This window comes from Pseudomonas extremaustralis, from assembly GCF_900102035.1.
Lineage (GTDB): Bacteria > Pseudomonadota > Gammaproteobacteria > Pseudomonadales > Pseudomonadaceae > Aquipseudomonas > Aquipseudomonas extremaustralis.
In genome coordinates this window covers 2,189,336-2,213,676 of the sequence record NZ_LT629689.1, presented here as the reverse complement: position 1 = coordinate 2,213,676, position 24,341 = coordinate 2,189,336, and the positions used below count along the sequence as shown (strand labels likewise).

Sequence of the window (24,341 nt, the reverse complement as noted above, 5' to 3'; positions counted from 1 at the left end):
TGTGTGTTTGCCTGGTATCCCGCGTGAAATTCAGCCTGCCAAAAATTCCTACCGCTCCATTTTGCCCGCCGGAAGTGGCCGGTTCCGTCGTCGTTGATCCCAAGGCGTCGTTCTTCAAACGCATTCTGATGTTCGCCGGCCCCGGCCTGCTGATTTCCATCGGCTACATGGACCCCGGCAACTGGGCCACGGCCATTGAGGCCGGGTCACGCTACGGCTACAGCTTGTTGTTCGTGGTGTTGCTGGCCAGTCTGGCGGGGATGGTGGTGCAGTGCCTGTGCTCGCGGCTGGGCATCGCCACCGGCAAGGACTTGGCGCAACTGTGTCGCGAGCGCTACAGCCTGCGCTCCGCACGTACCCAGTGGGCACTGGCGGAAATCTCCATCATTGCCACTGACCTGGCCGAAGTGCTCGGTTGCGCCCTGGCGTTTCATTTGCTGCTGGGGGTCTCGCTGACCACCGGCATTGTCATCACCGCCTTCGATACCCTGTTGGTGCTGGCCCTGCAAAACCGGGGTTTCCGGCGTCTTGAAGCGATCATGCTGGCGCTGGTGGCAACCATCGGCGTGTGTTTCTTCATCGAACTGGTGCTGATCAAACCTTACTGGCCGGACGTATTCAGCGGCTTCACGCCGTCGCTGTCGGCCATCAGCGATGCCGCACCGCTGTACCTGGCCATCGGCATCCTTGGCGCGACGGTGATGCCCCATAACCTTTACCTGCACAGCTCGATCGTGCAAACCCGGCTGATCGGCAAGGACCTCGCCAGCAAGCAGGACGCGGTCAAGCTGGCCCGTATCGACACCATCGGCTCCCTGGCCCTGGCGCTGCTGGTCAACGCTGCGATCCTGATACTTGCCGCCGCCGCCTTCCACAACACCGGCCACAGCGATGTGGTCGATATCCAGGACGCCTACCACCTGCTCGACCCGCTGGTGGGCGGCGCGTTTGCCAGCATCCTGTTCGGCGTCGCTTTGCTGGCGTCCGGGCAAAGCTCGACCTTCACCGGCACCATCGCCGGACAAGTGATCATGGAGGGCTACCTGGACCTGCGCATTCCCTGTTGGCAACGGCGCCTGATCACCCGCGGGCTGGCGCTGATCCCGGCGTTCATGGGGGTGTGGCTGATGGGCGATGCCGCCATCGGCAAGCTGCTGGTCCTCAGCCAGGTCGTGCTCAGCCTGCAGTTGCCGTTTGCGCTGTACCCGCTGATCCGCATGACCGGCGACAAGCAACTGATGGGGCCATTCGTCAACCGGCTGCATACGCAAGTGTTGGCGTGGTTTCTGTTTGCGCTGATCAGTGGCGCGAATGCGTGGCTGATCGGGCAGTGGGTGTTTTGACCCAAGGCGTGTGATTGCGGGGGCGCTAAACCAGGATCGCCAGGGGGGGAGTGCGCGAGCTGTGGATCGGCCGTCAACAGTTTCATTGGTTCGCTCATGGCCGTCGCCACGATGAGCCGATCGAACGGGGCCTTGTGATGGTGCTCGAGATCCTTTACCGCAATGGCATGTTCCGAGGTGATGGGCCGTTCGACAAATCCGCTTTCCAGGCAGGACTCACGAATTTCATCCAGGTCGACCGTGAATTTCCCCAGGCTGACCTTGATCGCCATCTCCCAGAATGTTGCAGCGCTGATGTAAATATCCGCGGCCTGTTCAATCAGCTTCCGGGCTTTGCTCGATGGCCTGGGGTCGTCCGTCAATCGCGGGATTTTTGGGGTACGTGACTTCCATGGCATTTCTCCAAAAAAAGAGTGCGTCGGAGTCTGCCGCAGCCTGCCGTGCCCGCAAATACTGGCCCGTAACATCAGAACGGCCCTACGTTTTTCAATAAGGAATTTTCCCTCGCCCCGGCGCTGCGTCGCTCATCGATCCCAATACGGCACCTCCCCGAAACACGCCACGAAGTAGTCGATCACCGTGCGCACCTTCAGTGACAACCGGCGGCTGCCCGGCCACAACGCCGCGATCTGCTGCGGTTCGAGCGTGGTCGCCACCTCATAGTCGCTCAGCACCGCCTGCAAGGTGCCCGCGCGCAGGCTTTCGCCGATCAACCAGGACGGGAATACCACGAACCCCAGGCCTTGTTCGGCGGCGTCGGTCAGGGTGTCGGCGTGGTTGCCGGTGATCGGGCCCTTGACGCTGTAGGGTGTCCACTCGCCCTGGCCTTTGCGGAAGAACCAGCGCTGTTGGCCGGTGATGCCCTTGTAGGCCAGGCACTGATGCTGGAGCAGTTCTTCAGGGTGGCGGGGCGTGCCGTGTCGGGCCAGGTAGGCGGGGCTGGCGGCGAGGCGAAAGCGCTGGGGCGCGAAGATACGTGCCTGCATGCTGGAGTCGTTGAGCACGCCGATGCGGAACAGCAGGTCGGTGCCGTCTTGCAGCGGGTCGACGTAGGTGTCGGTCTGCTGGATATCCAATTGCAGCTTCGGGTACCGCCGGCACAACTCGCCCAGCCACGGCGACAGGTGACGCTGGCCGAACACCATCGGCGCGTTGATGCGCACCAGGCCGCTGGGTTCGCTTTCCTGTTCCTGCAGGGCCTGGCCAGCGGCTTCCAGTTGTTCCAGCATCACCCGTGCGTGCCGCCCCAGCAGGCGCCCGGCTTCGGTGGGGCTGACCGCACGGGTGTGGCGATAGAGCAATTGCTGGCCGAGGGCCTGTTCCATCAGCTGGATTTGTCGCGAGATCGAGGAGGGCGCCAGGCCTTCACGACGCGCCACTTCGGAGAAACTGCCCAGGTCCAGCACGGCGACGAACAGGCGCAGCGCCTTGAAGCTCAATTCATTCAAACCCTGCATGCGGTCTCCAGGCTGTGCGTAATGCGCAAAAGTGTTGTCCGCATGCTCCCATTTATCGCACAGCGCGGCCACCGGATAATGCGCGCCATTCAATCCTTTATTGACGCGCAGGTGATGTATGCAGGCCAGTTCTATCGCGGGTGTAGCCCAGGCTACGCCGAAAAAAAACCTGCTCCGGCTGCTGTTGTTGCCGCTGGTGATCCTGGCCGGCATGGGCCTGTCGGTGGAGGCCGGTCTGCTCGGGCCGCTGGGTGTGCAGGTGGGGCATTTATGGGCGACGTTGAGCATCTTTGGCGTCGGTACGGCGATTCTGGTTCTGCTGCTGCTGTTCAGCGGCCCGCAAAAAGGCCCGGCGCTGACCGACCTGCCGCGCTGGCAGTTGATCGGTGGGTTCCTGGGGCCGATGTACGTGGTGGTGCTGACCTTGGCCACGCCGCATATCGGCATTGCCATGACGATGATCGCGATCTTGTCCGGGCAGGTGGGCAAGAGCGTGCTGATCGACCATTTCGGCTGGTTCGGCACGGCGCGCAAACGCGTGAATGGCGAGCGCTGGATTGCACTGGCGTTGATTGTGGCGGCACTTGTTCTGATTGCGCGGGGTTAAGACGATGAATGTGATGATGTTGTTGGGTTTAGTGATCGCCGCAGGTGCGGTCTTGAGTGTGCAGGCAGCCATCAACGGGCGTTTGGGCCAGACGGTGGGCGTATTGCGCAGCAGCTTGCTGACCTTTGCGGTGGGCGCGCTCGTCACGGCATTGCTGATTTTCTTCTTTGAACCGGCCCAGGCCGTGAGCCTGCTGGACGTGCCCAAATGGCAGTTGACCGGCGCCTTGTTCGGCGTGGTGTACATGCTGGTGATGGTTGGCGCGGTGCCGGTGGTCGGTACGGCGGTCGCCACCGTGGCGGTGATCGTCGGGCAATTGGGCATGGGCATGCTGATCGACAACTTCGGCTGGCTGGGCAACCCGGCGATCGAACTGTCGGGCAGCCGTATCGTGGCGATGGCCTGTCTGGCCCTGGCGCTGGTGTTCATGTACCGCAGCAATACACGCGCCGACTGACGGTTTGAACCTCGGCCAGTGATCGCTGCGGCTGCTGAAAAATCACTCGGATTGTCGCGCCGCGCTGATTACCATGGCGACCCGTCCTTGACTGATGTACACCCCCATGGCCCTGGCTGCGCCCCCCGACCTCAGTGATCACGCCGTCCCCGTGCAACCCTTGGCGCGCACGTACCCGCGCGGTTGGTATGTCGAACCCCACAGCCACGACTGGGGCCAATTGCTCTACGCCATGAGCGGGGTCATGTGGGTCGAAACGCCCCGGGAAGCCCTGGTGGTGCCACCCCAACGGGCCGTGTGGCTGCCGCCGGGGGTGGAACATGGGATTCGTGTGGTGTCGGATTTGCAGATGCGCAACATCTACCTGCGCCCGGCCTTGGCCGCGACCTTGGACAGCCAGGTGCAAGTGATCGACGTCGGTGGGTTGCTGCGCGAGCTGATCGTCACGCTGGTGGAGCAGGGCGACGGCGCTGACGCGGGGTATTACGACGCGGTGGTCGGCCTGGCGTTGCTGGAGTTGCAACGGGCGCGCCGCTCGCAGATCCGCATCGCCATGCCGGTGGACGCCGACCGCCGACTGACCAGCGCGTGCCAGGCGGTCATGGCCGCGCCGTCCCTGGCGATTCCTTTCGAGCAACATGCCGAAGCTGCGGGGGCCAGCGTGCGCACCCTGGCGCGGCTGTTCCAGAACAACCTGGGCATGGGTTTCGCCGAATGGCGCCGGCAGGTGCAATTGGCCACGGCGGTGGCGGCGTTGATCCAGGGCCAGTCCGTCAGCGGTATTGCCCGCGCCCTCGGGTATTCGCCCAGCAGCTTCAGCGATATGTTCCGCCGTGAGCTGGGCGTGGCGCCCTCGCAATACAGCGGTTGAGGGGTTGGCCGAAATCCTGAAGCACTTGGCCGATGCCGTGGGAAGGGGCTCTCTACACTTGGCCCATCGACCCATCAGGTGCCCACTCCCATGAATTATCTGATTTCCCTGGCTATCGGTCTGTTTGTCGGCGTGATCTACGGCGCCTTGGACTTCCGCTCGCCCGCCCCGCCGGCCATCGCCCTGGTCGGCCTGATGGGCATGCTGCTCGGCGAAAAGCTCTGGCCCATGGGGCGGCAGCTGGTCAGTGGTTGGTTGTCCTGATCCCTTATTTCCCTCCGATGGATATTGGCTATGAAAGCACTGCAATTTTCCGCCACCGGCGATCTCGCCGCCCTGAGCTTCGTCGACGTCGCCACCCCGGTGCCGGCCGCCGGTGAGGTGCTGGTACAGATCAAGGCAGCGGGTTTGAACCCCAGCGACGTGAAGAACGTCCTCGGCCGTTTTCCCTACACCACCTTGCCGCGCATTCCCGGCCGCGACTTCGCCGGCGTCGTCGTGGAGGGCCCGCAGGCGTTGGTGGGCCAGGCCGTCTGGGGCACCGGTCGCGACCTGGGCTTTTTCGCCGACGGTTCCCACGCCCAGTACCTCAGCGTGTCGGCCAAGGGCGTAGCGCCTAAACCGGCTCTGCTGAGTTTCGCCCAGGCCGCCAGCCTCGGCGTGCCGTACACCACCGCCTGGGACGCGCTGGAGCGCAGCGGTGTGGGGCAAGGCACGCGGTTGCTGGTGATTGGCGCCAATGGTGCGGTCGGCAGCGCGGCCTTGGCCTTGGCGAAAATCCGCGGCGCCCAGGTGTTGGCGGCGGTGCGCAGGGCTGATCAGGTTGAAGTGTTGCGGGCTCAGGGTATCGACGCGATAGCCCTGGGCACGCCGCAAGAGCTGGGGGCGCAGGTCAATGCCGTGTTCAAGGGCGGCGCCGACGTGATCTTCGACACCACCGGCTTCTGGCTGCCGGCGGCGGTGGCAGGCCTGGCGCCGTTCGGTCGCATCGCAATCATCGCCGCCCCGGCGGACGGCCACGTCCAACTGCCGGCCCTGGCCCTGTACCGCAAGGGCGGTTCGGTGGTGGGGATCAACTCGTTGCTCTACAACTGCGAGCAATGCGCGGTGATGCTGGAACAGTTCGGACGCTTCTTCGATGAGGGCTCGCTGCCGCTGCCCACCGGCCTGCGCGAAGTGGCGCTGGCCGAGGGCTTGCAGTGTTATGAAGAGGTGAATCAAGGCACTGCGGACAAGATCATCTTCCTGCCTTGATCCCCGCGATCAGCATCAGCTTCTCCTTCGTCGCCCTGGACCAGTCCTCCTGAGGCGACGAGGGAATTTTGGCGGAGTGGCACTCTTCAATGGCACAGGCCAACTAACTTACTGTTTTCAATGTGCTTGTTATTGCAACTTTATTTGCTGGATAGCGACCGCGAATTAGCAAGTTATTTCTTCTGGACTTTAGTCGAATGCAACAGTGTTTTCGGCACCGAGCGCCCTAAAACAAGGGTCTGCGATTCTTTGAATACTTTCGTTGATGTGGGCTGCATAAAACGTATGGAAAGCGCTTGTTGGATAAGCTATCGTTTTTTGCAGTCACTTTGCCATTATTCAAAAAACAGCGGGTGCCATTCGCGGGAGCATTAACTTGAATGAAAGCCCTTCTCAAATAGGACTGCGTCAGTGGATCTGGCGTGGGTTTATGCAAAGTGCATTAATCCCGTTGGTGCTGGTAGAGACAATACTGATAGCTTGCTACTTACTGACCAATCAAGCCATTCGCGAATCCCAAGTCGATTATCTGGAACGCAGTGCCGTTGACAGCCTGGCAGCAACCGCCGAGCAGAACAGCCGGATCATTCGGGATCAGTTAACCCATATTGCCGGTGTCACCCAACTGTTCGCTGACATGACCGCCCATGCACTTCTCGGCGCGGCGGCTTCCTCCGACGAAACATTGCGTTCTACCCCCGAAGGCGCGCTTTTTAGTGAAAAAGACACCGGCGGGGCGGCCTCTTTTTATTCTTCGATCACCCCCGCCGATAAACGCGACCTGGTTAAAGTCGGGAAGTTATCAACCCTCGATCCCTTGATGCGTGGGCTCAAAGAGCGTGAGCCGATGATCGCCAGTGTTTATTTCAACAGTTGGGACAGCTACAACCGGATTTACCCGTGGATTCAGACCAACGCGCAGTATCCGTCGAATATAGCGATACCCAGTTATAACTTTTATTACCTGGCCGATGCCGAGCATAACCCCACGCGCGGGGTGCGCTGGACCGATGTTTATCTTGATCCGGCGGGGCATGGCTGGATGATGTCGGCTATCGCACCCGTTTATCGCCAGGACTTTCTCGAAGGTGTGGTGGGGGTGGATATCACCGTCGGTGACCTGCTGAAAGATATCTCCACGCTCAAGGTGCCTTGGGGCGGTTATCTGATTCTGGTCAGTGATGATATGAAAATCATGGTGTTATCGCCCGAAGCCGAACACGATTTCGACGTGCACGCGTTGAGCCTTCCCGCCACCTCGAACCTGTCGAGCGGCGGCGAGGTCAAGGCCGAAGGGCTGGACCTCAAGAAGGCACGTGACACCCGCGAGTTGGCCGCGGCGCTCGCACAGCACCCTCGCGGCAGCAGCGAAATCGTCCTCAGGGGGCGAACCCATCTGATTTCCTGGGCCGAGGTGCAACCTGCGGGCTGGCGACTGTTGGCTGTCGCTGATGAGGAAGACGTCATGGCGGCCACGAACAGTTTGGCCAGCCATTACCGCAATATCGGCTATCTGATGATTGCCGGCCTGGTGATGTTTTACCTGGCCTTTTTCACCTACATGTGGGTGCGGGCACGCAAATTGAGCCATAGCCTGCGGCGGCCCATCCGCGATATCGGTGCGATGCTGGGGGAGATCGGTAATGGCCAGTGGTTCCCCGTGCGCGCCCGATCCACTATCCACGAGCTGGATGAAATGGCGGGCAGTGTGCTCGCCATGGGCGCTCAACTGTCGTTCAGTGAGATACGCCGCAACAACGCTCAGAGCCGTTTGAACCTGGTGGTTGAAAGTGTGACGGCCGGGCTTTGGGAGTACCGCCTCGATACGGACTGCCTGTCGTTGAGCGAAGAGTTCTGCAAGCGTTTTGGCGTACCGGCCACCCTGCTGGAGCGTCCACGCTTTTATGAGCATGTCGACAGGGAGGATGTTTCGGCACTGGACCTGGCCCTGGAGGCGCTGCGATCCGGCAGCGCGTCGGTTATCGATTTGGAGCTACGGTTATTGCGGCCCGACGGCTCCTCTATCTGGTTTCTGTGTCGAGGGCGCTTGATCGATGCCCCCGACCAAAAGGTGAGCCTGGCTGCCGGTACCTTTGTCGATATCGACACGCTCAAACAGGTCGAAGAGGATTTACGCCGGCGCACCCTGGAGGCGCAAGGCGTCAGCAAGGCCAAGTCGCGCTTCATCTCCAGCATGAGCCACGAATTGCGCACACCGCTGAACTCCATTCACGGGTTTGCCCAACTGCTGCGTTTGCAAACGACCGATGATCAGGAGGACGCCAAGTCCCTGGATGAAATCCTCGCGGCCAGCCAGCACCTGGCCCATTTGGTCGATGACTTGCTGGACTGGTCGAGTTTGCAGGCCGAGACCCCGCGCTTGCAGATGCGTGTCCTGGAGGTCAACGGGCTGATGCGCGAATGTGCCGAAATGGTCCGTTCCCAAGCCGAAGCGGCGGGCCTGGATCTTCAATTGCAGATCACTTCGCCGGCCCTGAGCGTGCTGGCCGACGCTCGACGCCTGCGCCAGATTCTGTTGAATCTGCTGTCCAACGCCATCAAGTACAACCGTCCCCACGGCAGGCTGCTCATGGGCGCGGTACTGGGGGGCGAGGGGCGCGTCGAACTGTTTGTCGAGGACGGCGGGGCGGGTATATCCGCCGAGTTGCAGGGCGCCTTGTTCGAGCCGTTCCAGCGGCTGGGCCAGGAGAACACCGCCATCCAGGGCACCGGTATCGGTCTTGCCTTGTGCCGCGAGCTTGCGACGTTGATGAACGGCAGCATGGGCCTGGTCAGTGAGTCGGGGGTCGGCAGCCGCTTCTGGGTCGATCTCCCCGAAGGCAATTCCGCGCCAGCCGTTCGCAAGCGCTTGTTATCCCTGTGCTTCGTGGGCAATGACGAAGCCACCCTGCGCTGCCTCGAACACAGCTTGGCGGGCCTGGTGCAACTGAGTCACGGGCTGCTTTCGCACTGCCTGGCGCAGCTACAGAGCGACACCGCCCCGGACATCATGTTGATTGATTGCGATGCCCTGGGCGATGACTTGGTCGATGCGTTATACGCGCTACGGCGCGTGGCGGGAGGCGATCAGATCCCGCTGATTCTGCTGTGCACGTCCCCCAGGATGATCGCGACGCTGGGGTGCGAGTTTCAAGCGGTGCTCAAGCAACCGTTGGAGCCCAATGAGCTGCGCGAACTGATTCACGCGATGTTGCAAGTGGAGAAGCCGAATGTTTAGAGATATTCCCGCTGATGTCAGGATTGTGATCATCGACGATGTCGCCGCCAATCTGCGCTTGCTCGAGTCAAGCCTGAAAGCCTTCGGGTTGCGCGAGGTCAAGAGTTTTGCCGACTCAGCCACCGGCCTGGCCTGGCTGAAAGAACAGCCATGGGATTTGCTGCTGTTGGATCTGGATATGCCTGCACCCGATGGTTTTGAGATTTTGCGCCAGCTCAGCGGACGCGATCGCTCGCGCTCGCCGGTGATCATCCTGACGGCATTGAGCGAGCCGCAGAGTCGTCGCCTGGGCCTGGAACTGGGCGCCAATGACTACCTGACCAAACCCCTGGATTTGCCCGAGCTGATCCTCAGGATGCGCAATGCCCTGCGCCTGTCCCATGCGACCGGGCAACTGCAGGACCTGAACAAAGAGCTTGAACAACGGGTGCTTGAGCGCACCCTTCAGTTGCAAGACAGTTTTTGCGCCATGATCAGGGCCCTGAGTCGCGCCGCCTGCTATCGCGATGACGAAACCGGCGACCATGTGCTGCGTATCGGCAAGACCGCCTGCCTGATGGCGGAGGCGATCGGTATGCCCCAGCAATGGTGTGACCTGATTCTCATGGCGGCCCCCATGCATGACTTGGGAAAAATCGGCATTCCTGATCGCATTCTGCTCAAAGAAGGCACATTAACGCCCGAGGAGCGCCAACAAATGATGGAGCACCCGAGCATAGGGCACGCCATCCTGAAGGACGAACACTCCACCGACCTCACCGATATGGCGGCGGAAATTGCTTATAACCATCATGAAAAGTGGGAGGGCGGCGGCTATCCCAGAGGCTTGTCGGGCGAGGCGATTCCACTCTCTGCGCGGATCGTCGCGTTGTGCGATGTCTATGATGCATTGCGCATGGATCGCCCTTACAAAAGTGCCTGGAGCCCCGAGCGTGCGCAGGCTTATATCCTGGAGCAGTCGGGCCGGCATTTCGATCCGACGCTGGTCACCATCATGAGCCGTTGTTTTGCCGCGATAGAGCGACTTATCGAAGAAGATGCCGCTCATCGTGCCGCGCGGGCTCGCGATAATCTTCGCGCAGACCCGGCGGCCTGAGTCGCGTATGGCAAAAAAGGAGGGGGCGCCGAAGTTATAACGCCTGAATAATATGTGGCGTGAAAAAAGTGTGAAAAAACAGTGCGGGGAATGTAAGTAATTCCCAAAGTTCTGATGAAATTATTTATCAATAAAATTAGTGTGGTTATTCGCCTTCGACTAACTAATTTAAGACTAAGGAAGTATCCGTTCACTGCTTTTAGTGTTGACGGCGTTTTTTGTGTGTGCAAACATTTCTTCAGGTTAAACATCCGAAATGCAGTGTGTCACGTGCCGAACGATTGTTTGATTTTCCTATAATTAAAGTTTTATACAGTCGAGCAAGGGCAATTGTTATTGTCTGGTGCGTGAGGTCTTGCAGTGAGAAATAATCTTCCGGTCTCGCAAAAGGAACTGGTGTTTTCCGACAGTCAGCGTTTGATTTCCGCCACCGACAGGCAGGGCAATATCACTTATTGCAATGATGAGTTTGTGGCGATCAGCGGTTTCAGTCGTGAACAGTTGATTGGGCAGCCGCATAATATCGTCCGTCATCCCGATATGCCCGAAGCGGTATTTGCGCATATGTGGTCCTATCTCAAGGACGGTAAAAGTTGGATGGGCATCGTGAAGAATCGATGCAGCAACGGCGATTTCTACTGGGTCGATGCCTATGTCACGCCCATTTTCGTGCAGGGACAGCTCACCGGCTACGAGTCGGTGCGGGTCAAGCCAGATCGGCGGCAAGTCGAGCGGGCGTCGGCGCTTTACGCGGGGATGCGCGGAGAAAACGCCACCGGGACGTTCAAGCGCCGCCTGATGTCGGCGGCACGCTTTTTGTTCGCGCCGGGCGCGATTGCAATCGCCTGCGTCGCCGCGTTCCAGTGGGCGGGGCCCGGCATAAGTGCGCTGGTCGCCGTGGCCGGGCTCTTTGCGCTGCAAGGGATTGGCGTTGTCCAGTCGCGCAATACGCTCAAGCGTGTCGTCGCGGTGGCGCAAGGGTGTTTCGACAGCGAATTGATCGCCCGCACCTATTCCGACGAGACCGGGCAGGCCGCTCAGTTGCAAATGGTGCTGATCAGTGAAAACGCGAAGATCAGGACCGCCCTGAGCCGCCTGGGTGACTACGCCCATCAGGCCGCGACGTTGGCCAGCCAGAGTCAGTCTCTCTCCAAGCAATCGGAGTTGGCGCTCGGCCAGCAGCGCGACGAAGCCGATATGGCCGCCACGGCGATGAATCAGATGGCGGCGTCCATTTCCGAAGTGGCGGTGCACATCAGTGATACCGCCACCGCCGCTGACGAGGTCAACACCTTGACCCATACCGGCTCCCAGGAAGCCCAGAAAACCCGCCAGGTGATCGAAAAACTCGCTGATACCGTCGAGGCCATCAGTCGTTCGGTGGTGGGGTTGGCCGAGGAAACCCAGTCGATCCAACAGGCGGCGAACATCATCCGGTCCATCGCCGACCAGACCAACCTGCTGGCCTTGAACGCCGCCATCGAAGCCGCCCGTGCCGGCGAGCAGGGGCGCGGTTTTGCCGTGGTTGCCGACGAGGTGCGTGCCCTGGCGTCCAAGACGCAAGAGTCGACCATGAGCATTCAGCGGATCATCCTGACGCTGCAGGAAGTGGCGAACCAGGCGGTGGACGTCGCCAAACAGGGCAGCGTGGAAGCGCTGTCCGGGGTGGCTCAGGTGATCAGCACCCAAGACGCCTTGGACGGGATCAATGGCGCGGTGGAGCGCATTCATCAAATGGCGCAACAAATGGCGACCGCGTCGGAAGAACAAGCCAGCGTGGCGGAAGAGATCTCCCAACAGATCACCCGGATCGCCCAGGTCTCCGATCAGAACGCCGATATCGCGCAGCACTCCTCGAATGTGGGAGACGAGTTGCAAGAGACCGCCCATGCACTCAACACCTTGGTGACGCGTTTCAACAGTTAGGCCCTATTGCGCCTTCCCTGGCTTGCGCAGCGTCAATCAGATCGCGGCCAGGGCGACTGACGTAGCCGCCGTGCGGGTTTCGACGCCCAGCTTCACATACACATGCTCCAGGTGCTTGTTCACCGTCCTTGGGCTCAACCCGAGGATGTCGCCGATGTCCCGATTGGTTTTCCCGCAGGCCACCCAACGCAACACTTCCACCTCGCGTTCGGTCAATTGGAACCGGGCCGACAGCAGCCGGTGCGCCGATTCATCCTCCAGCGTCAAGGCACTCGGCTGGATGGCCGCCCGCGCCGACATCAGAATGCGCGAGGTGCGCAGATGGGCCGCGACCCGCGCCAGCACTTCATCGGTCTGGATCGGCTTGGTCACATAGTCGCTGCCGCCCACCTCAAAGCCCTGCACCACATGCTTGCTGTCGGTCAGCCCGGTCATGAACACCACCGGGATGTCCGCGCTGGCCGGCATCGCCTTGAGCCGGCGACAGGTTTCGAAACCGTCCAGGCCGGGCATCATCGCGTCCAGCAGGATCAGGTCCGGGCGCCGGCGCTGCACGCGGTTCAGCGCGCTGAGACCGTCGAGGGCCACTAGCACCATGTAGCCGGCGTCGTCGAGGGCGTCGGAGAGCATGGCCAGGTTGTCCGGGGTGTCGTCGACGATCAGCACGACGCCAGGTTCAGTGCTGTGGGTGAGTGCATTCATCTTCGGCCTCCTTGAGGGTTCGGTTCAGTTCATCCAGGCGGAAACCCTTGAGCAGCCCGCGCACCTTGCTGATGAAAGGTTCGGTGTCGGGTCGGTATTCAAGGATCGTGTCGAGTTTTTCGTGCAGCCCGCGCACATAGCCGATGGCGCTGAGTTCGGCGAGCGCGGCGAGGTCTTCGGGGCTCGGCAGCACGCCCGGTGGCGGCGGCGCGACGAAGGTCTTGGTGCGGCGCAGCCACTGCAGGCCCAGGTGCTGTTGCAGGCGGCCGAGCAGTTCCGGGGTGCGCACCGGCTTGGCCAGGTAGTCGTTGCAGGCTGCGGCGATGCTGCGTTCGCGGTCGTCGGTGAAGGCGTTGGCCGAGATCACAATGATCGGCGCGGTGGACAGCGCATTGCGGCGGATCAGCCGGCTGGTTTCGTAACCGTCCAGGGTCGGCATCGACAGGTCCATCAGGATCAGGTCCGGCGCCAGCAGCGCCACCTGGCGGATCGCATCCTGGCCATTGCTGGCCTGGACCACTTCAAAACCCAATGGCGTGAGCATGCCGCTGAGCACCTTGCGGTGGTCAACATGGTCGTCCACCACCAGGATGCGTCGGCGCTCGCCGTGGTAGCCGATGATGTCGTGCTCCACATGCACCACCGCCTGGGGTGCACGTACTTGTGACAGGAACAGCCGTACCTGGAAGCAGGTGCCCTTGTCCAGTTCGCTGGTGACGCGCAACTCACCGCCCATCAGCGAGGTGAGCATGCGCGTGATGGTCAGCCCCAGGCCCACGCCCTTGTCCTGGCGCATCAGGTCGCCGCGTTCGAACGGCTGGAAGATCCGCTCCAGTTGCCCCGGATCAATGCCGATACCGGTGTCGATGATTTCGAAGTTGGCGGTTTCGCGCATGTAGCTGACCCGCAGGCACACCTCGCCGCTGTCGGTGAAGTTCACTGCGTTGCCCAGCAGGTTGATCAGGATCTGGCGCACGCGTTTCTCATCGCCGCGCACCACCGCCGGGATCTTGCCCACGCAGTCCAGGCGAAAGCGCAGGCCCTTGTCCTGGGCTTGCGGGGTGAACATCTGTTCCAAGTCGCGGATCAATTCGGGGAAGGGGATTTCGGTGAGTTCCAGGCGCAGCTTGCCGGCCTCGATCTTGGCCACGTCGAGCAGGCCGTCGATCAGCGACAGCAGGTGCGAGCCGCTGCGCAGGATGGTCGCCAGCGCGTCCTGATGCTGTTCGGGCATGGCGCTGTCGCGCTGCAGAATCTGGGTGAAACCGAGGATGCTGTTCAGCGGCGTGCGCAGTTCGTGGGACAGCCCGGTGACGTAGCGGCTCTTGGCGGCATTCGCCGCTTCCGAAGCCTCCTTGGCTTGTTGCAGGGCCTGGTCGGTGAGGCTGTGGGCGTCGATCTCCTGCATCAACAGCAGGGTCTGGCGGTCGGATTCTTCCTGGGCGACGCGCCGGCTTTCGCGGGTCAGCACCACCCACCAGGCGAGCACGGCGGCCAGCACCGAGAGGGTCAGGAAGGCTTTGAAGAACGCCTGGTACAACGTCTCGGAATGGGGCAAGCCCTGGGCCGCCTGTACGTAGATCAAGGCCAGGGCGCCAGCGAGCAGCAGCACCAACACCAACAGCAGCCCCAGGTAATGGGCCAGGCGCGTATGCAGGCGTGGCATCAGGGTGTTGGGCAGCAACCAGCGCAACGCACCTTCGAACTGGCTGACCAGGCGGGCGTGAGGTTTGCAACGGTCGCCGCAGCGCGCATCCAGCGAACAGCACAGCGAACAGATCGGCGTGCTGTAGGCCGGGCAGAACGCCATGTCGGCGGTCTCGAACGGGTTGCTGCACAGCCCGCACACCGCGTGGGTGGCGGGCGCCACCGGGTGAATCAACTGGGCGTCGCTGGTGCGCGCGATGTAGTACTTGCCCTTGGTCAGCCAGGCCAGCAGCGGCGCCATGATCAAGGCCGTGCCCAGCGCCACGAAGGGCGGCGCCGCCTGGGCCAGGGCGCCGAACAGGCCGAAGTGGGCGAGGATCGACAGCAACGAGGCAATCAACATCGAGCCGACGCCCACCGGGTTGATGTCGTAGAGGTGCGCGCGCTTGAATTCGATGTGTGCCGGCGACAGGCCCAAGGGCTTGTTGATCACCAGGTCCGCCACCAGCGTGCCGATCCAGGCGATGGCGATATTGGCGTAGAGGCCCAGCACCTGGTCGATCACATCGAACACCCCCAGCTCCATCAGCATCAGCGCAATCGCCACGTTGAACACCAGCCACACCACGCGCCCAGGGTGGCTGTGGGTGACGCGGGCGAAGAAGTTCGACCAGGCCAGGGAGCCGGCGTAGGCGTTGGTCAGGTTGATCTTCATCTGCGAGATGAACACGAACAGCACCATGGCGCCGAGCGCCCATTCCGGCGAACTGAACACATAGCGGAAGGCGACCAGGTACATCTGCGTCGGCTCGGCGGCGCGCTCCATGGGGATTTCATGTTGCAGGGCCAGGAACGCCAGGAACGCGCCGGCGAACATCTTCAAGGCGCCGGGGATGATCCAGCCGGGGCCGGCGCAGAGCAGGGCGGCCCACCAGCGCTTGCGATTGGCAGCGGTCTTTTCCGGCAGGAAGCGCAGGTAGTCCACTTGCTCACCGATCTGCGTCACCAGCGACAGCGCCACGGTGCAGGCGGCGCAGAACGCCAGCAGGTTGAAGCCACCGCCATCGCCGCTGCGCCCGACAAAACTGGTCCAGTCGCTGAAGGCGTCGGGGTTTTTCCACCACACGAAGCCGTAGGGCAATACCAGCAAGAACAGCCACAGCGGTTGAGTCCACAGTTGCAGGCGGCTGATCAGGGTCACGCCATAGGCCACCAGCGGGATCACCAGCAGCGAGCAGATCACATAGGCGAAGGCCAGCGGGATATGGAAATACAGCTCCAGCGCCAGGGCCATGATCGCCGCTTCCAGGGCGAAGAACAGAAAGGTGAAGCTGGCGTAGATCAGCGAAGTGATGGTGGAGCCGATATAACCGAAGCCGGCGCCGCGAGTCAGCAGGTCCATGTCCACGCCATAGCGCGCGGCGTAATAGCTGATGGGCAGGCCGGTGAGGAAGATCACCAGGCTGATAGTGAGGATCGCCCAGAAGGTGTTGGTGAAGCCGTAACTGAGGGCCAATACCCCGCCGATGGCCTCCAGCGCCAGGAATGACACCGCGCCCAGGGCGGTGTTGGCGATACGCAGCTCCGACCATTTGCGAAACGACTTGGGGGTGTAGCGCAGGGCGTAGTCTTCCATGGTCTCGTCGGCGACCCAGGAGTTGTAGTCGCGGCGGATCTTGACGATGCGCTGGGTGCCGGGTGGGGATTGCACGGTGGGGAGGCTCCGCAGAGTGGACGAAGGGAGTGAGCAAGTTCCATGCCCTCAAATGCGCTGGGCGGCGAATGTGGGAGCAAGCCCCCTTCCACATTGGTCAGTGGCGGCTGGGCGAGCGCGATCCTGCCCTGCATTGGTGCGCAGCGGCATACGTCAAATGACGTATGCCGTTACGTCAGGCTGCGTATACCCGCGCTGACCCGCTGCCGCCATGCTGGACCCCTCATTGCAGAGGAGTCGCCCCATGGCACAACGATTGATCCGCTCCAAACCGCTGTTGGCCCTGTCATTACTGGCGGCCGCACTGTTCAGCCAGGGCGTGCTGGCCGATAACGAAGGCCTCGCCGTCACCCCGACCGAAGTCACCGTCGGCCAGTTGCACTCGGCCACCGGCACCATGGCCATTTCCGAGACCGGTTCGATCCAGGCCGAACGCCTGGCTATCGAGCAGATCAACGCCTCGGGCGGGATTCTGGGACGGCAGATCAAGGTGATCCAGGAAGACGGCGCGTCCGACTGGCCGACCTTCGCCGAAAAGGCCAAGAAACTGCTGGTCAACGACAAGGTCGCCGCCGTGTTCGGCTGCTGGACCTCGGCGTCGCGTAAAGCCGTGCTGCCGATCTTCGAGAAAGAAAACGGCCTGCTCTACTACCCGACCTTCTACGAAGGCCTGGAACAGTCGAAAAACGTGATCTACACCGGCCAGGAAGCGACCCAGCAAATCCTCGCCAGCCTCGACTGGATCGCCAAGACCAAGGGCGCGAAAACCTTCTACCTGGTCGGCTCCGACTACATCTGGCCGCGCACCTCGATGAAGATCGCGCGCAAGCACATCGAGAACGTGCTGCACGGCACCGTGGTGGGCGAAGACTACTACCCGCTGGGCAACACCCAGTTCGGTTCGCTGATCAACAAGGTCAAGCTGAAAAAGCCTGACGTGGTGTTCGCCGCCGTGGTGGGTGGCTCCAACGTGGCGTTCTACAAACAACTCAACGCGGCGGGCGTGAACGCCTCCAAGCAGACCCTGCTGACCCTGTCGGTGACCGAAGACGAATTGCTCGGCATCGGCGGCGAAAACATGGCCGGCTTCTATGCCTCGATGAAGTACTTCCAGAGCCTGGACAACCCCAACAACAAAGCCTTCGTCGAAGCCTTCAAGGCCAAGTACGGCAAGGATGCGGTGATCGGCGACGTGACCCAGGCCGCCTACCTCGGCCCATGGCTATGGAAAGCGGCAGTGGAGAAGGCCGGCAGTTTCGACGTGGACAAAGTCGTCGCCGCATCCCCTGGCATCGAGCTGAAAACCGCGCCGGAAGGCTACGTGAAGATCCACGAGAACCATCACCTGTGGAGCAAGTCGCGCATCGGTGAAGTGCAGCCGAACGGCCAGTTCAAGGTGATCTACGAGTCGGATCTGATCGAGCCAAATCCGTTTCCAAAGGGTTACCAATAACCTTCAAGCACACCGATTCAAATGTGGGAGGGGGCTTGCCCCCGATGGCGGAGTGTCAGTCGACATCTCTATAACTGAGCCACCGCTATCGGGGGCAAGCCCCCTCCCACATAGAGCAAAAGCACATCGCATTCCAACTATCACCTCCCGCTCTCAGGAGACCATCATCATGGAATGGCTATCGGAATTTGGGGCCATCGCGGCAATGCAGGGGTTCAACGGCTTGTCCGTGTTCTGCGTGCTGCTGCTGATGGCATTGGGGTTGGCGATCATCTTCGGCCAGATGGGGGTGATCAACATGGCCCACGGTGAGTTCCTGACCATCGGCGCCTACACCACCTACGTGTGTTCCAGCCTCACCGCGCACTTTGCGCCAAGCTTCCAACCCTATTACTTCTTCTTCGCCATCGCCCTGTCATTCCTCGTTGCCGGCGCCGTCGGCTGGCTGGTGGAGTGGGCGATGATCAGCCGCTTGTACAAGCGCCCGCTGGACACCTTGCTCGCCACCTGGGGCCTGTCCCTGGTGATGCAGCAAACCTTCCGCTCGGTGTTCGGTGCCCGTGAAGTCAGCGCCGAACCGCCAGCCTGGCTGATGGGCTCGGTGAACTTCACCGATGCCATCGAGATCCCGCGCAACGGCCTGTTCATGATGGCCCTGACCGTGCTGCTGACGGCGGCGATCTTCCTGATGCTCTACCGCTCGCGCTGGGGCCTGCAGGTGCGTGCCACCGTGCAGAACCGCTTGATGAGCCGCGCGGTGGGCATCAATACGCGCAAGGTCGACCGCATGACCTTCGCCCTCGGCTGCGGCGTGGCCGGCGTGGCGGGCGCGGCGTTCACCACCATCGGCTCCACCGGGCCGACGGCGGGCTCGCAGTACATCGTCGACACCTTTTTGGTCGTGGTGTTCGGCGGCGCGCAAAGCCTGTTCGGCACCATCGCCTCGGCGTTCGTGATCGCCCAGACCCAATCGCTGTCGGAGTTTTTCCTCAGTGGCTCGATGGCCAAGGTGCTGACCTTGTCCTCGGTGATCCTGATCCTGATGCTGCGCCCGCAAGGGTTGTTCTCCATCAAAGTGCGCAAGTAGAGGCGAGCAGATGAAGGCTTTAGACAAGCTGCTGGGCGGCCAGCAAAACCTGATCGGCATCGTGTTGCTGGCGCTGCTGATTCTCGTGGTGTTCCCCCTGACGTTGGATGCGTTCCGGCTGAACATGGTCGGCAAGTACCTGACCTACGCATTCGTCGCCGTGGGCCTGGTGTTGTGCTGGGGCTATGGCGGCATTCTCAGCCTGGGGCAGGGCGTGTTCTTTGGCGTCGGCGGCTACTGCATGGCGATGTTCCTCAAGCTGGAGGCGTCCGACCCTGAAAGCACCAAGATCCAGTCCACGCCGGGCATCCCGGACTTTATGGACTGGAACCAGATCACCGAACTGCCGCTGTTGTGGCAACCGTTCCACAGTTTCAGTTTCACCCTGGTGGCGGTGATCGCGGTGCCGGTGCTGCTCGCGTTCATCATCGGCATGGCCCTGTTCAAGCGGCGCGTGGGCGATGTGTATTTCTCCATCGTGACCCAGGCGATTGCGCTGATCCTCACCGTGCTGATCGTTGGCCAGCAAGGCCTGACCGGCGGCGTCAACGGCATCACCGACCTCAAGACCCTGCTCGGCTGGGAGCTGCGCACCGACAGCGCGAAGCTGATCCTGTACTTCATCAACGCCGGGTTGCTGTTCGGCTGCATCTTCATCGGGCGTTTCATCCTTGCCTCCAAGCTCGGCCGGCTGTTGATGGCCATGCGCGACAAGGAGGAGCGCGTGCGTTTCTCCGGGTATGACGTGGCCAGCTTCAAGATCTTCGTGTTCTGCGTGGCGGCGGCGTTCTCGGCGATTGGCGGGGCGATGTTCGCCTTGCAGGTGGGCTTCATGTCGCCGTCGTTCGTGGGCATCGTGCCGTCGATCGAGATGGTGATCTTCGCGGCGGTGGGCGGGCGCATGTCGCTGCTTGGCGCGGTGTATGGCGCGCTGCTGGTGAACTACGGCAAGACCTACTTTTCCGAATCCTTTCCCGAGTTGTGGCTGTACCTGATGGGCGGGCTGTTCATCGCCGTGGTCATGTACTTCCCCAATGGCCTGGCCGGCTTGTGGGACAGTCATGGGCGCCAGGCGTTGGCGAAACTGCTGCGGCGCACACCGCCCGTGGCGAAAGCCCCGGTTAAAGCCAAGGCCAAAACCAAAATCCTGGAGACCCAGCCATGACCGCCGTCGGCTTTGAAATGAACAAACCGGTGCTGGCCATCGAAGGCCTCACCGTGTCCTTCGACGGCTTCAAGGCGGTCGACAACCTCAACCTGTATATCGACCGCAATGAAGTGCGCGTGGTCATCGGCCCCAACGGTGCGGGCAAGACCACGGTGCTCGACTTGATCTGCGGCAAGACCCGCGCCACCAGCGGCAGCATCCAGTTCGACGGCCAGGAACTGACCAAGATGCGCGAGTACAACATCGTGCGCGCCGGGGTCGGGCGCAAGTTCCAGAACCCGTCGATCTACGAGAACCTCACGGTGTTCGAGAACCTCGAGATGTCTTACCCGGCCGGGCGCAAGGTTTGGGGTGCGCTGTTTTTCAAGCGCAGTGCCCAGGTGATCGCGCGGGTGGAGGAAGTCGCGCGGGAGATCTTCCTCGGCGACTTGCTGCAACAACAGGCGGACCTGCTGTCCCACGGGCAAAAGCAGTGGCTGGAGATCGGCATGCTGTTGATGCAGGACCCCGAGTTGCTGATGCTCGACGAACCGGTGGCCGGCATGAGCGTCAACGAACGCGCGCAAACCGCCGAGCTGCTCAACCGCATCAGCCAGGGCCGTTCGGTACTGGTGATCGAGCACGACATGGAATTCGTCAAAAGCATCGCCCATAAGGTCACGGTGCTGCACCAGGGCAAGGTGCTGGCCGAGGGCAGCATGGAGTCGGTGCAAAGCAACCCTAAAGTCATCGAAGTGTATTTGGGCCACTGAGGAAGCAGGCATGTTCAAGATCGACCAATTGTCCTGCGGCTACGGGCAGAGCCAGATCCTCCACGACCTGGATCTCAACGTGGCCAAGCGCGAGATCGTCGCGGTGATGGGCCGCAACGGCATGGGCAAGACCACCTTGTTCAAGAGCCTGATGGGCATCCTGCCGCAGTGGAAGGGCCAAGTCAGCGTGGACGGCCACGATGTGTCGGCGCTGGAAACCCATGAGCGGGTCGCGCGCGGGATCGCCTATGTGCCCCAGGGGCGCATGATTTTCCCGAGCATGACCGTATTGGAAAACATCCAGACCGGCCTGCCGGCCTCGGCGCGGGGCAAGGTGCCGGAGGATTTGTATGCGCTGTTCCCGGTGCTCTACGACATGCAGTCGCGCAAGGGCGGCAACCTCTCCGGTGGCCAGCAACAGCAACTGGCGATTGCCCGGGCGCTGGCGACCAACCCCAAGGTGCTGCTGCTGGATGAACCGACGGAGGGCATCCAGCCGTCGATCATCAAGGACATCGCACGCACGCTGAAGGAGATTCGCAACCTAAGGGACCTGACCATCGTGGTGTCCGAGCAGGTGTTGTCGTTCACCCTGGAAATCGCCGACCGTTTCCTGGTGATCGAAAAGGGCCGCTTCGTCATCGAAGAGACCCGGGACCGGGTGGACGAAGCAACCATCAGCCGCTACCTGTCCGTCTAAACAACACCGCCAATCCAACCTTGAAATGCAGTCAATTGTGGGAGGGGGCTTGCTCCCGATAGCGGTGTGTCAGTCAATACATTCATGACTGACACACCGCTATCGGGAGCAAGCCCCCTTCCACATGTTCAGGTGCTTTTGTTTATACGTCATCCAACGTATTTCCCGTTTTACCCCGCTCCACGAGACTGGTTTCAACGCACCAAACCATCCGTCCAGGAGCCAGTCCATGACCGAAACGCTGATCAAAGTCGACCTCAACCAACCCGTCACCGAGAACGAGCAGATCCATAACCGTTGGCACCCGGATATTCCGATGGCGTGCTGGGTCAAGCCGGGCGATGACTTCATCCTTGAAACCTACGACTGGACCGCCGGCGCGATCAAGAACAACGACGATGCCAGCGACGTGCGCGATGTGGACCTGTCCACCGTGCATTACCTGTCGGGCCCGGTGGGCGTGCACGGGGCCGAGCCGGGCGATCTGCTGGTGGTGGACCTGCTCGATATCGGCGCCAAGGCCGATTCCCAGTGGGGCTTCAACGGCTTTTTCTCGCGGCAGAACGGTGGGGGCTTCCTCACCGATCACTTCCCCAGCGCACAAAAAGCCATCTGGGACTTCAAGGGCATGTTCACCAGCTCGCGGCACATCCCAGGGGTGAACTTCGCCGGCCTGATCCACCCCGGCCTGATCGGCTGCCTGCCGGACCCGGTGATGCTCGCCGACTGGAACCGCCGCGAGCAGGAACTGATCGACACCAACCCCACCCGCGTACCGCCGCTGGCCAACGCCCCGCTGGCCGCCACCGCGCACATGGGCAAACTCAAGGGCCAGGCCCGCGACGATGCCGCCGCCACCGGTGCGCGCACCGTGCCGCCGCGCGAGCATGGCGGCAACTGCGACATCAAGGATCTGTCCCGTGGCTCGAAGATCTTTTTCCCGGTGTACGTCAAGGGCGCCGGGCTGTCGGTGGGCGACTTGCACTTCAGCCAGGGTGACGGCGAAATCACCTTTTGCGGCGCCATCGAAATGGCCGGCTGGGTGCACATGAAGGTCGAGCTGATCAAGGGCGGCATGGCCAAGTACGGGATCAAGAACCCGGTGTTCAAGCCAAGCCCGATCACGCCGAACTACAAGAACTACCTGATCTTCGAAGGCATCTCGGTGGACGAGCAGGGCCAGCAGCACTACCTGGACGTCAACATCGCCTACCGCCAGGCCTGCCTGAATGCGATCAACTACCTGACCAAGTTCGGCTACTCGCCGGCCCAGGGCTATGCGCTGCTCGGCTCGGCGCCGGTGCAAGGGCATATCAGCGGCGTGGTGGATATCCCGAATGCCTGCGCGACGTTGTGGTTGCCCACCGAAATCTTCGAGTTCGATATCAACCCCAACGCCAACGGCCCCACCAAGTTCCTCGACGGCAGCATCGACCTGCCCATTGCACCGGACCTGTAGCCATGCCGACCTACGAATACGCCTGCGAGGCGTGCGGCACGTTCACGATGTTGCGGCCGATCGCCCAGCGCAACGAACCCAGCCAGTGCCCGTACTGTGCAGGGCCGGGAGGGCCGTTGCAGGTGTCGGCCCCGGCCTTGCAGTTGCTGTCGACCAACCAGCGCAAGGCTATCGCCGGCAACGAGCGCAGCGCCCACGCGCCGCAGACCGTCGGCGAGTACCAGGAAAATCGCCGCCATCCGGCCGGGTGCAGTTGCTGCGGCACCAGCAAACAGGTGCTGCCGAGCAAGGCCAACCCGCTGGGCCTCAAGACCAAGACCGGTCCACGTCCGTGGATGATCAGTCACTAGACCAGGAGCGTTGCAATGCGTCATGGCGATATTTCCAGCAGCCCGGACACCGTCGGTATCGCGGTGGTGAACTACAAGATGCCGCGCCTGCACAGCAAGGCCGAGGTCATCGACAACGCGAAGAAGATCGCCGACATCATTGTCGGCATGAAACAGGGCCTGCCCGGCATGGACCTGGTGGTGTTCCCGGAATACAGCACCATGGGCATCATGTACGACCACGACGAAATGATGGCCACCGCCGCAAGCATCCCCGGCGAGGAGACCGCGATCTTTTCCGCCGCGTGTCGCCAGGCCAACACCTGGGGCGTGTTTTCCCTGACCGGCGAACGTCACGAAGAGCATCCCCACAAGGCGCCCTACAACACTCTGGTGCTGATCAACAACCTCGGCGAGATCGTGCAGCGCTATCGCAAGTGCATCCCCTGGTGCCCCATCGAAGGCTGGTATCCCGGTGATCGCACTTACGTGTGCGACGGCCCCAAGGGCATGAAGATCAGCCTGATCATCTGCGACGACGGCAACTACCCGGAAATCTGGCGCGATTGTGCGATGAAGGGCGCGGAGTTGATCGTGCGCTGCCAGGGCTACATGTACCCGGCCAAGGAGCAACAGGTGCTGATGTCCAAGAGCATGGCCTGGGCGAATAACTGCTACGTGGCGGTGGCCAACGCGGCGGGCTTCGATGGGGTGTATTCCTACTTCGGCCACTCGGCGATCATCGGCTTCGATGGGCGCACCCTGGGCGAATGCGGTGAAGAGGAAATGGGCATCCAGTACGCCCAACTGTCGGTGTCGCAGATCCGCGATGCGCGGGCCAACGACCAGTCGCAGAACCACCTGTTCAAGCTGCTGCACCGCGGCTACACCGGCATGCACGCCTCGGGCGACGGCGACAAGGGCGTGGCCGATTGCCCGTTCGAGTTCTACCGCACCTGGGTGCTGGATGCGCAGAAAGCCCAGGAAAACGTGGAAAAAATCACCCGCAGCACCGTGGGTGTCGCCGAATGCCCGGTGGGGCAATTGCCCCATGGCGGCCATGAAAAAACCGCGGGGTAGT

The 24,341-nt window shown here is 61.7% G+C and carries 19 protein-coding genes and 3 pseudogenes; 18 read left to right on the top strand and 4 right to left on the bottom strand.

Going from position 1 to position 24,341, the window contains the following annotated elements:
* Positions 1–23: 23 nt before the first annotated feature.
* Positions 24–1,343: an Nramp family divalent metal transporter gene (locus tag BLR63_RS10115; RefSeq protein ID WP_010564269.1), complete on the top strand. Its 1,320-nt coding sequence runs from the start codon at positions 24–26 to the stop codon at positions 1,341–1,343.
* A gap of 53 nt (positions 1,344–1,396) precedes the next feature.
* Here BLR63_RS10115 and BLR63_RS10110 read toward each other — a convergent pair.
* Together BLR63_RS10110 and BLR63_RS10105 are read right to left on the bottom strand one after the other, a co-directional pair.
* Positions 1,397–1,741, bottom strand: a pseudogene (locus tag BLR63_RS10110) (type II toxin-antitoxin system VapC family toxin); the annotation flags it as partial.
* A 126-nt stretch (positions 1,742–1,867) separates the two neighbouring features.
* Positions 1,868–2,800: a LysR family transcriptional regulator gene (locus BLR63_RS10105; protein WP_010564271.1), complete on the bottom strand. Its 933-nt coding sequence runs from the start codon at positions 2,798–2,800 to the stop codon at positions 1,868–1,870.
* A gap of 118 nt (positions 2,801–2,918) precedes the next feature.
* Between BLR63_RS10105 and BLR63_RS10100 the strand changes: the two genes are divergently transcribed.
* The 9 genes and pseudogenes from BLR63_RS10100 (at position 2,919) to BLR63_RS10065 (ending at position 12,249) form a co-directional block, all read left to right on the top strand.
* Positions 2,919–3,407 carry a DMT family transporter gene (locus BLR63_RS10100; protein ID WP_010564272.1) on the top strand — a complete coding sequence of 163 codons (489 nt, stop codon included), beginning with the start codon at positions 2,919–2,921 and terminating at the stop codon, positions 3,405–3,407.
* A gap of 4 nt (positions 3,408–3,411) precedes the next feature.
* Complete coding sequence (locus BLR63_RS10095) at positions 3,412–3,864, top strand: DMT family transporter (RefSeq protein WP_042946629.1); 453 nt, start codon at positions 3,412–3,414, stop codon at positions 3,862–3,864.
* Between the two features lie 106 nt (positions 3,865–3,970).
* A pseudogene (locus BLR63_RS10090) lies at positions 3,971–4,755 on the top strand (AraC family transcriptional regulator).
* A 70-nt stretch (positions 4,756–4,825) separates the two neighbouring features.
* The gene (locus BLR63_RS10085; protein ID WP_010564275.1) at positions 4,826–4,999 is read left to right on the top strand and encodes a DUF1427 family protein; all 174 of its coding nucleotides are present in this window, start codon (positions 4,826–4,828) and stop codon (positions 4,997–4,999) included.
* A 30-nt stretch (positions 5,000–5,029) separates the two neighbouring features.
* Positions 5,030–5,989 (top strand): quinone oxidoreductase family protein, encoded by a 960-nt coding sequence (locus BLR63_RS10080; RefSeq protein ID WP_010564276.1) that lies wholly within the window; start codon positions 5,030–5,032, stop codon positions 5,987–5,989.
* 430 nt (positions 5,990–6,419) lie between these two features.
* On the top strand, positions 6,420–9,227 hold the full coding sequence (locus tag BLR63_RS10075) for an ATP-binding protein (RefSeq protein ID WP_010564277.1): 2,808 nt from the start codon (positions 6,420–6,422) through the stop codon (positions 9,225–9,227).
* The gene (locus BLR63_RS10070) at positions 9,220–10,323 is read left to right on the top strand and encodes a response regulator (RefSeq protein ID WP_042946636.1); all 1,104 of its coding nucleotides are present in this window, start codon (positions 9,220–9,222) and stop codon (positions 10,321–10,323) included. The genes BLR63_RS10075 and BLR63_RS10070 overlap by 8 nt, the downstream gene beginning before the upstream one ends.
* Positions 10,324–10,683: 360 nt before the next feature.
* Positions 10,684–10,956 (top strand): annotated as a pseudogene (locus tag BLR63_RS32550) (PAS domain-containing protein); the annotation flags it as partial.
* A 201-nt stretch (positions 10,957–11,157) separates the two neighbouring features.
* Complete coding sequence (locus BLR63_RS10065) at positions 11,158–12,249, top strand: methyl-accepting chemotaxis protein (RefSeq protein WP_416376010.1); 1,092 nt, start codon at positions 11,158–11,160, stop codon at positions 12,247–12,249.
* Between the two features lie 36 nt (positions 12,250–12,285).
* Here BLR63_RS10065 and BLR63_RS10060 read toward each other — a convergent pair whose 3' ends face one another.
* Together BLR63_RS10060 and BLR63_RS10055 are read right to left on the bottom strand one after the other, a co-directional pair.
* A complete protein-coding gene (locus tag BLR63_RS10060; RefSeq protein ID WP_010564280.1) occupies positions 12,286–12,951 on the bottom strand; it encodes a response regulator in 666 nt (221 codons plus the stop codon).
* Positions 12,926–16,309 carry an ATP-binding protein gene (locus tag BLR63_RS10055; protein WP_010564281.1) on the bottom strand — a complete coding sequence of 1,128 codons (3,384 nt, stop codon included), beginning with the start codon at positions 16,307–16,309 and terminating at the stop codon, positions 12,926–12,928. The genes BLR63_RS10060 and BLR63_RS10055 overlap by 26 nt, the downstream gene beginning before the upstream one ends.
* A 247-nt stretch (positions 16,310–16,556) precedes the next feature.
* Here BLR63_RS10055 and urtA point away from each other — a divergent pair, with 247 nt between their 5' ends.
* The 8 genes from urtA to BLR63_RS10015 all read left to right on the top strand — a co-directional run bounded on the left by urtA (position 16,557) and on the right by BLR63_RS10015 (position 24,340).
* Entirely contained in the window at positions 16,557–17,765 is a 1,209-nt protein-coding gene (gene urtA / locus BLR63_RS10050; protein WP_010564282.1) for an urea ABC transporter substrate-binding protein, read from the top strand.
* A gap of 169 nt (positions 17,766–17,934) precedes the next feature.
* Positions 17,935–18,852: an urea ABC transporter permease subunit UrtB gene (gene urtB, locus BLR63_RS10045; protein ID WP_010564283.1), complete on the top strand. Its 918-nt coding sequence runs from the start codon at positions 17,935–17,937 to the stop codon at positions 18,850–18,852.
* A gap of 10 nt (positions 18,853–18,862) precedes the next feature.
* Complete coding sequence (gene urtC / locus BLR63_RS10040; protein ID WP_010564284.1) at positions 18,863–20,017, top strand: urea ABC transporter permease subunit UrtC; 1,155 nt, start codon at positions 18,863–18,865, stop codon at positions 20,015–20,017.
* Positions 20,014–20,772 (top strand): urea ABC transporter ATP-binding protein UrtD, encoded by a 759-nt coding sequence (urtD, locus tag BLR63_RS10035; protein WP_010564285.1) that lies wholly within the window; start codon positions 20,014–20,016, stop codon positions 20,770–20,772. Before urtC ends, urtD begins: the two co-directional genes overlap by 4 nt.
* Positions 20,773–20,782: 10 nt before the next feature.
* Positions 20,783–21,472, top strand: a complete 690-nt coding sequence (gene urtE, locus BLR63_RS10030; RefSeq protein WP_010564286.1) for an urea ABC transporter ATP-binding subunit UrtE — start codon at positions 20,783–20,785, stop codon at positions 21,470–21,472.
* A 229-nt stretch (positions 21,473–21,701) separates the two neighbouring features.
* Entirely contained in the window at positions 21,702–22,931 is a 1,230-nt protein-coding gene (gene fmdA / locus BLR63_RS10025) for a formamidase (protein ID WP_010564287.1), read from the top strand.
* Between the two features lie 2 nt (positions 22,932–22,933).
* Complete coding sequence (locus BLR63_RS10020; RefSeq protein ID WP_010564288.1) at positions 22,934–23,281, top strand: FmdB family zinc ribbon protein; 348 nt, start codon at positions 22,934–22,936, stop codon at positions 23,279–23,281.
* A 15-nt stretch (positions 23,282–23,296) separates the two neighbouring features.
* A complete protein-coding gene (locus tag BLR63_RS10015; protein ID WP_010564289.1) occupies positions 23,297–24,340 on the top strand; it encodes an aliphatic amidase in 1,044 nt (347 codons plus the stop codon).
* The last annotated feature ends 1 nt before the right edge of the window (position 24,341 follow it).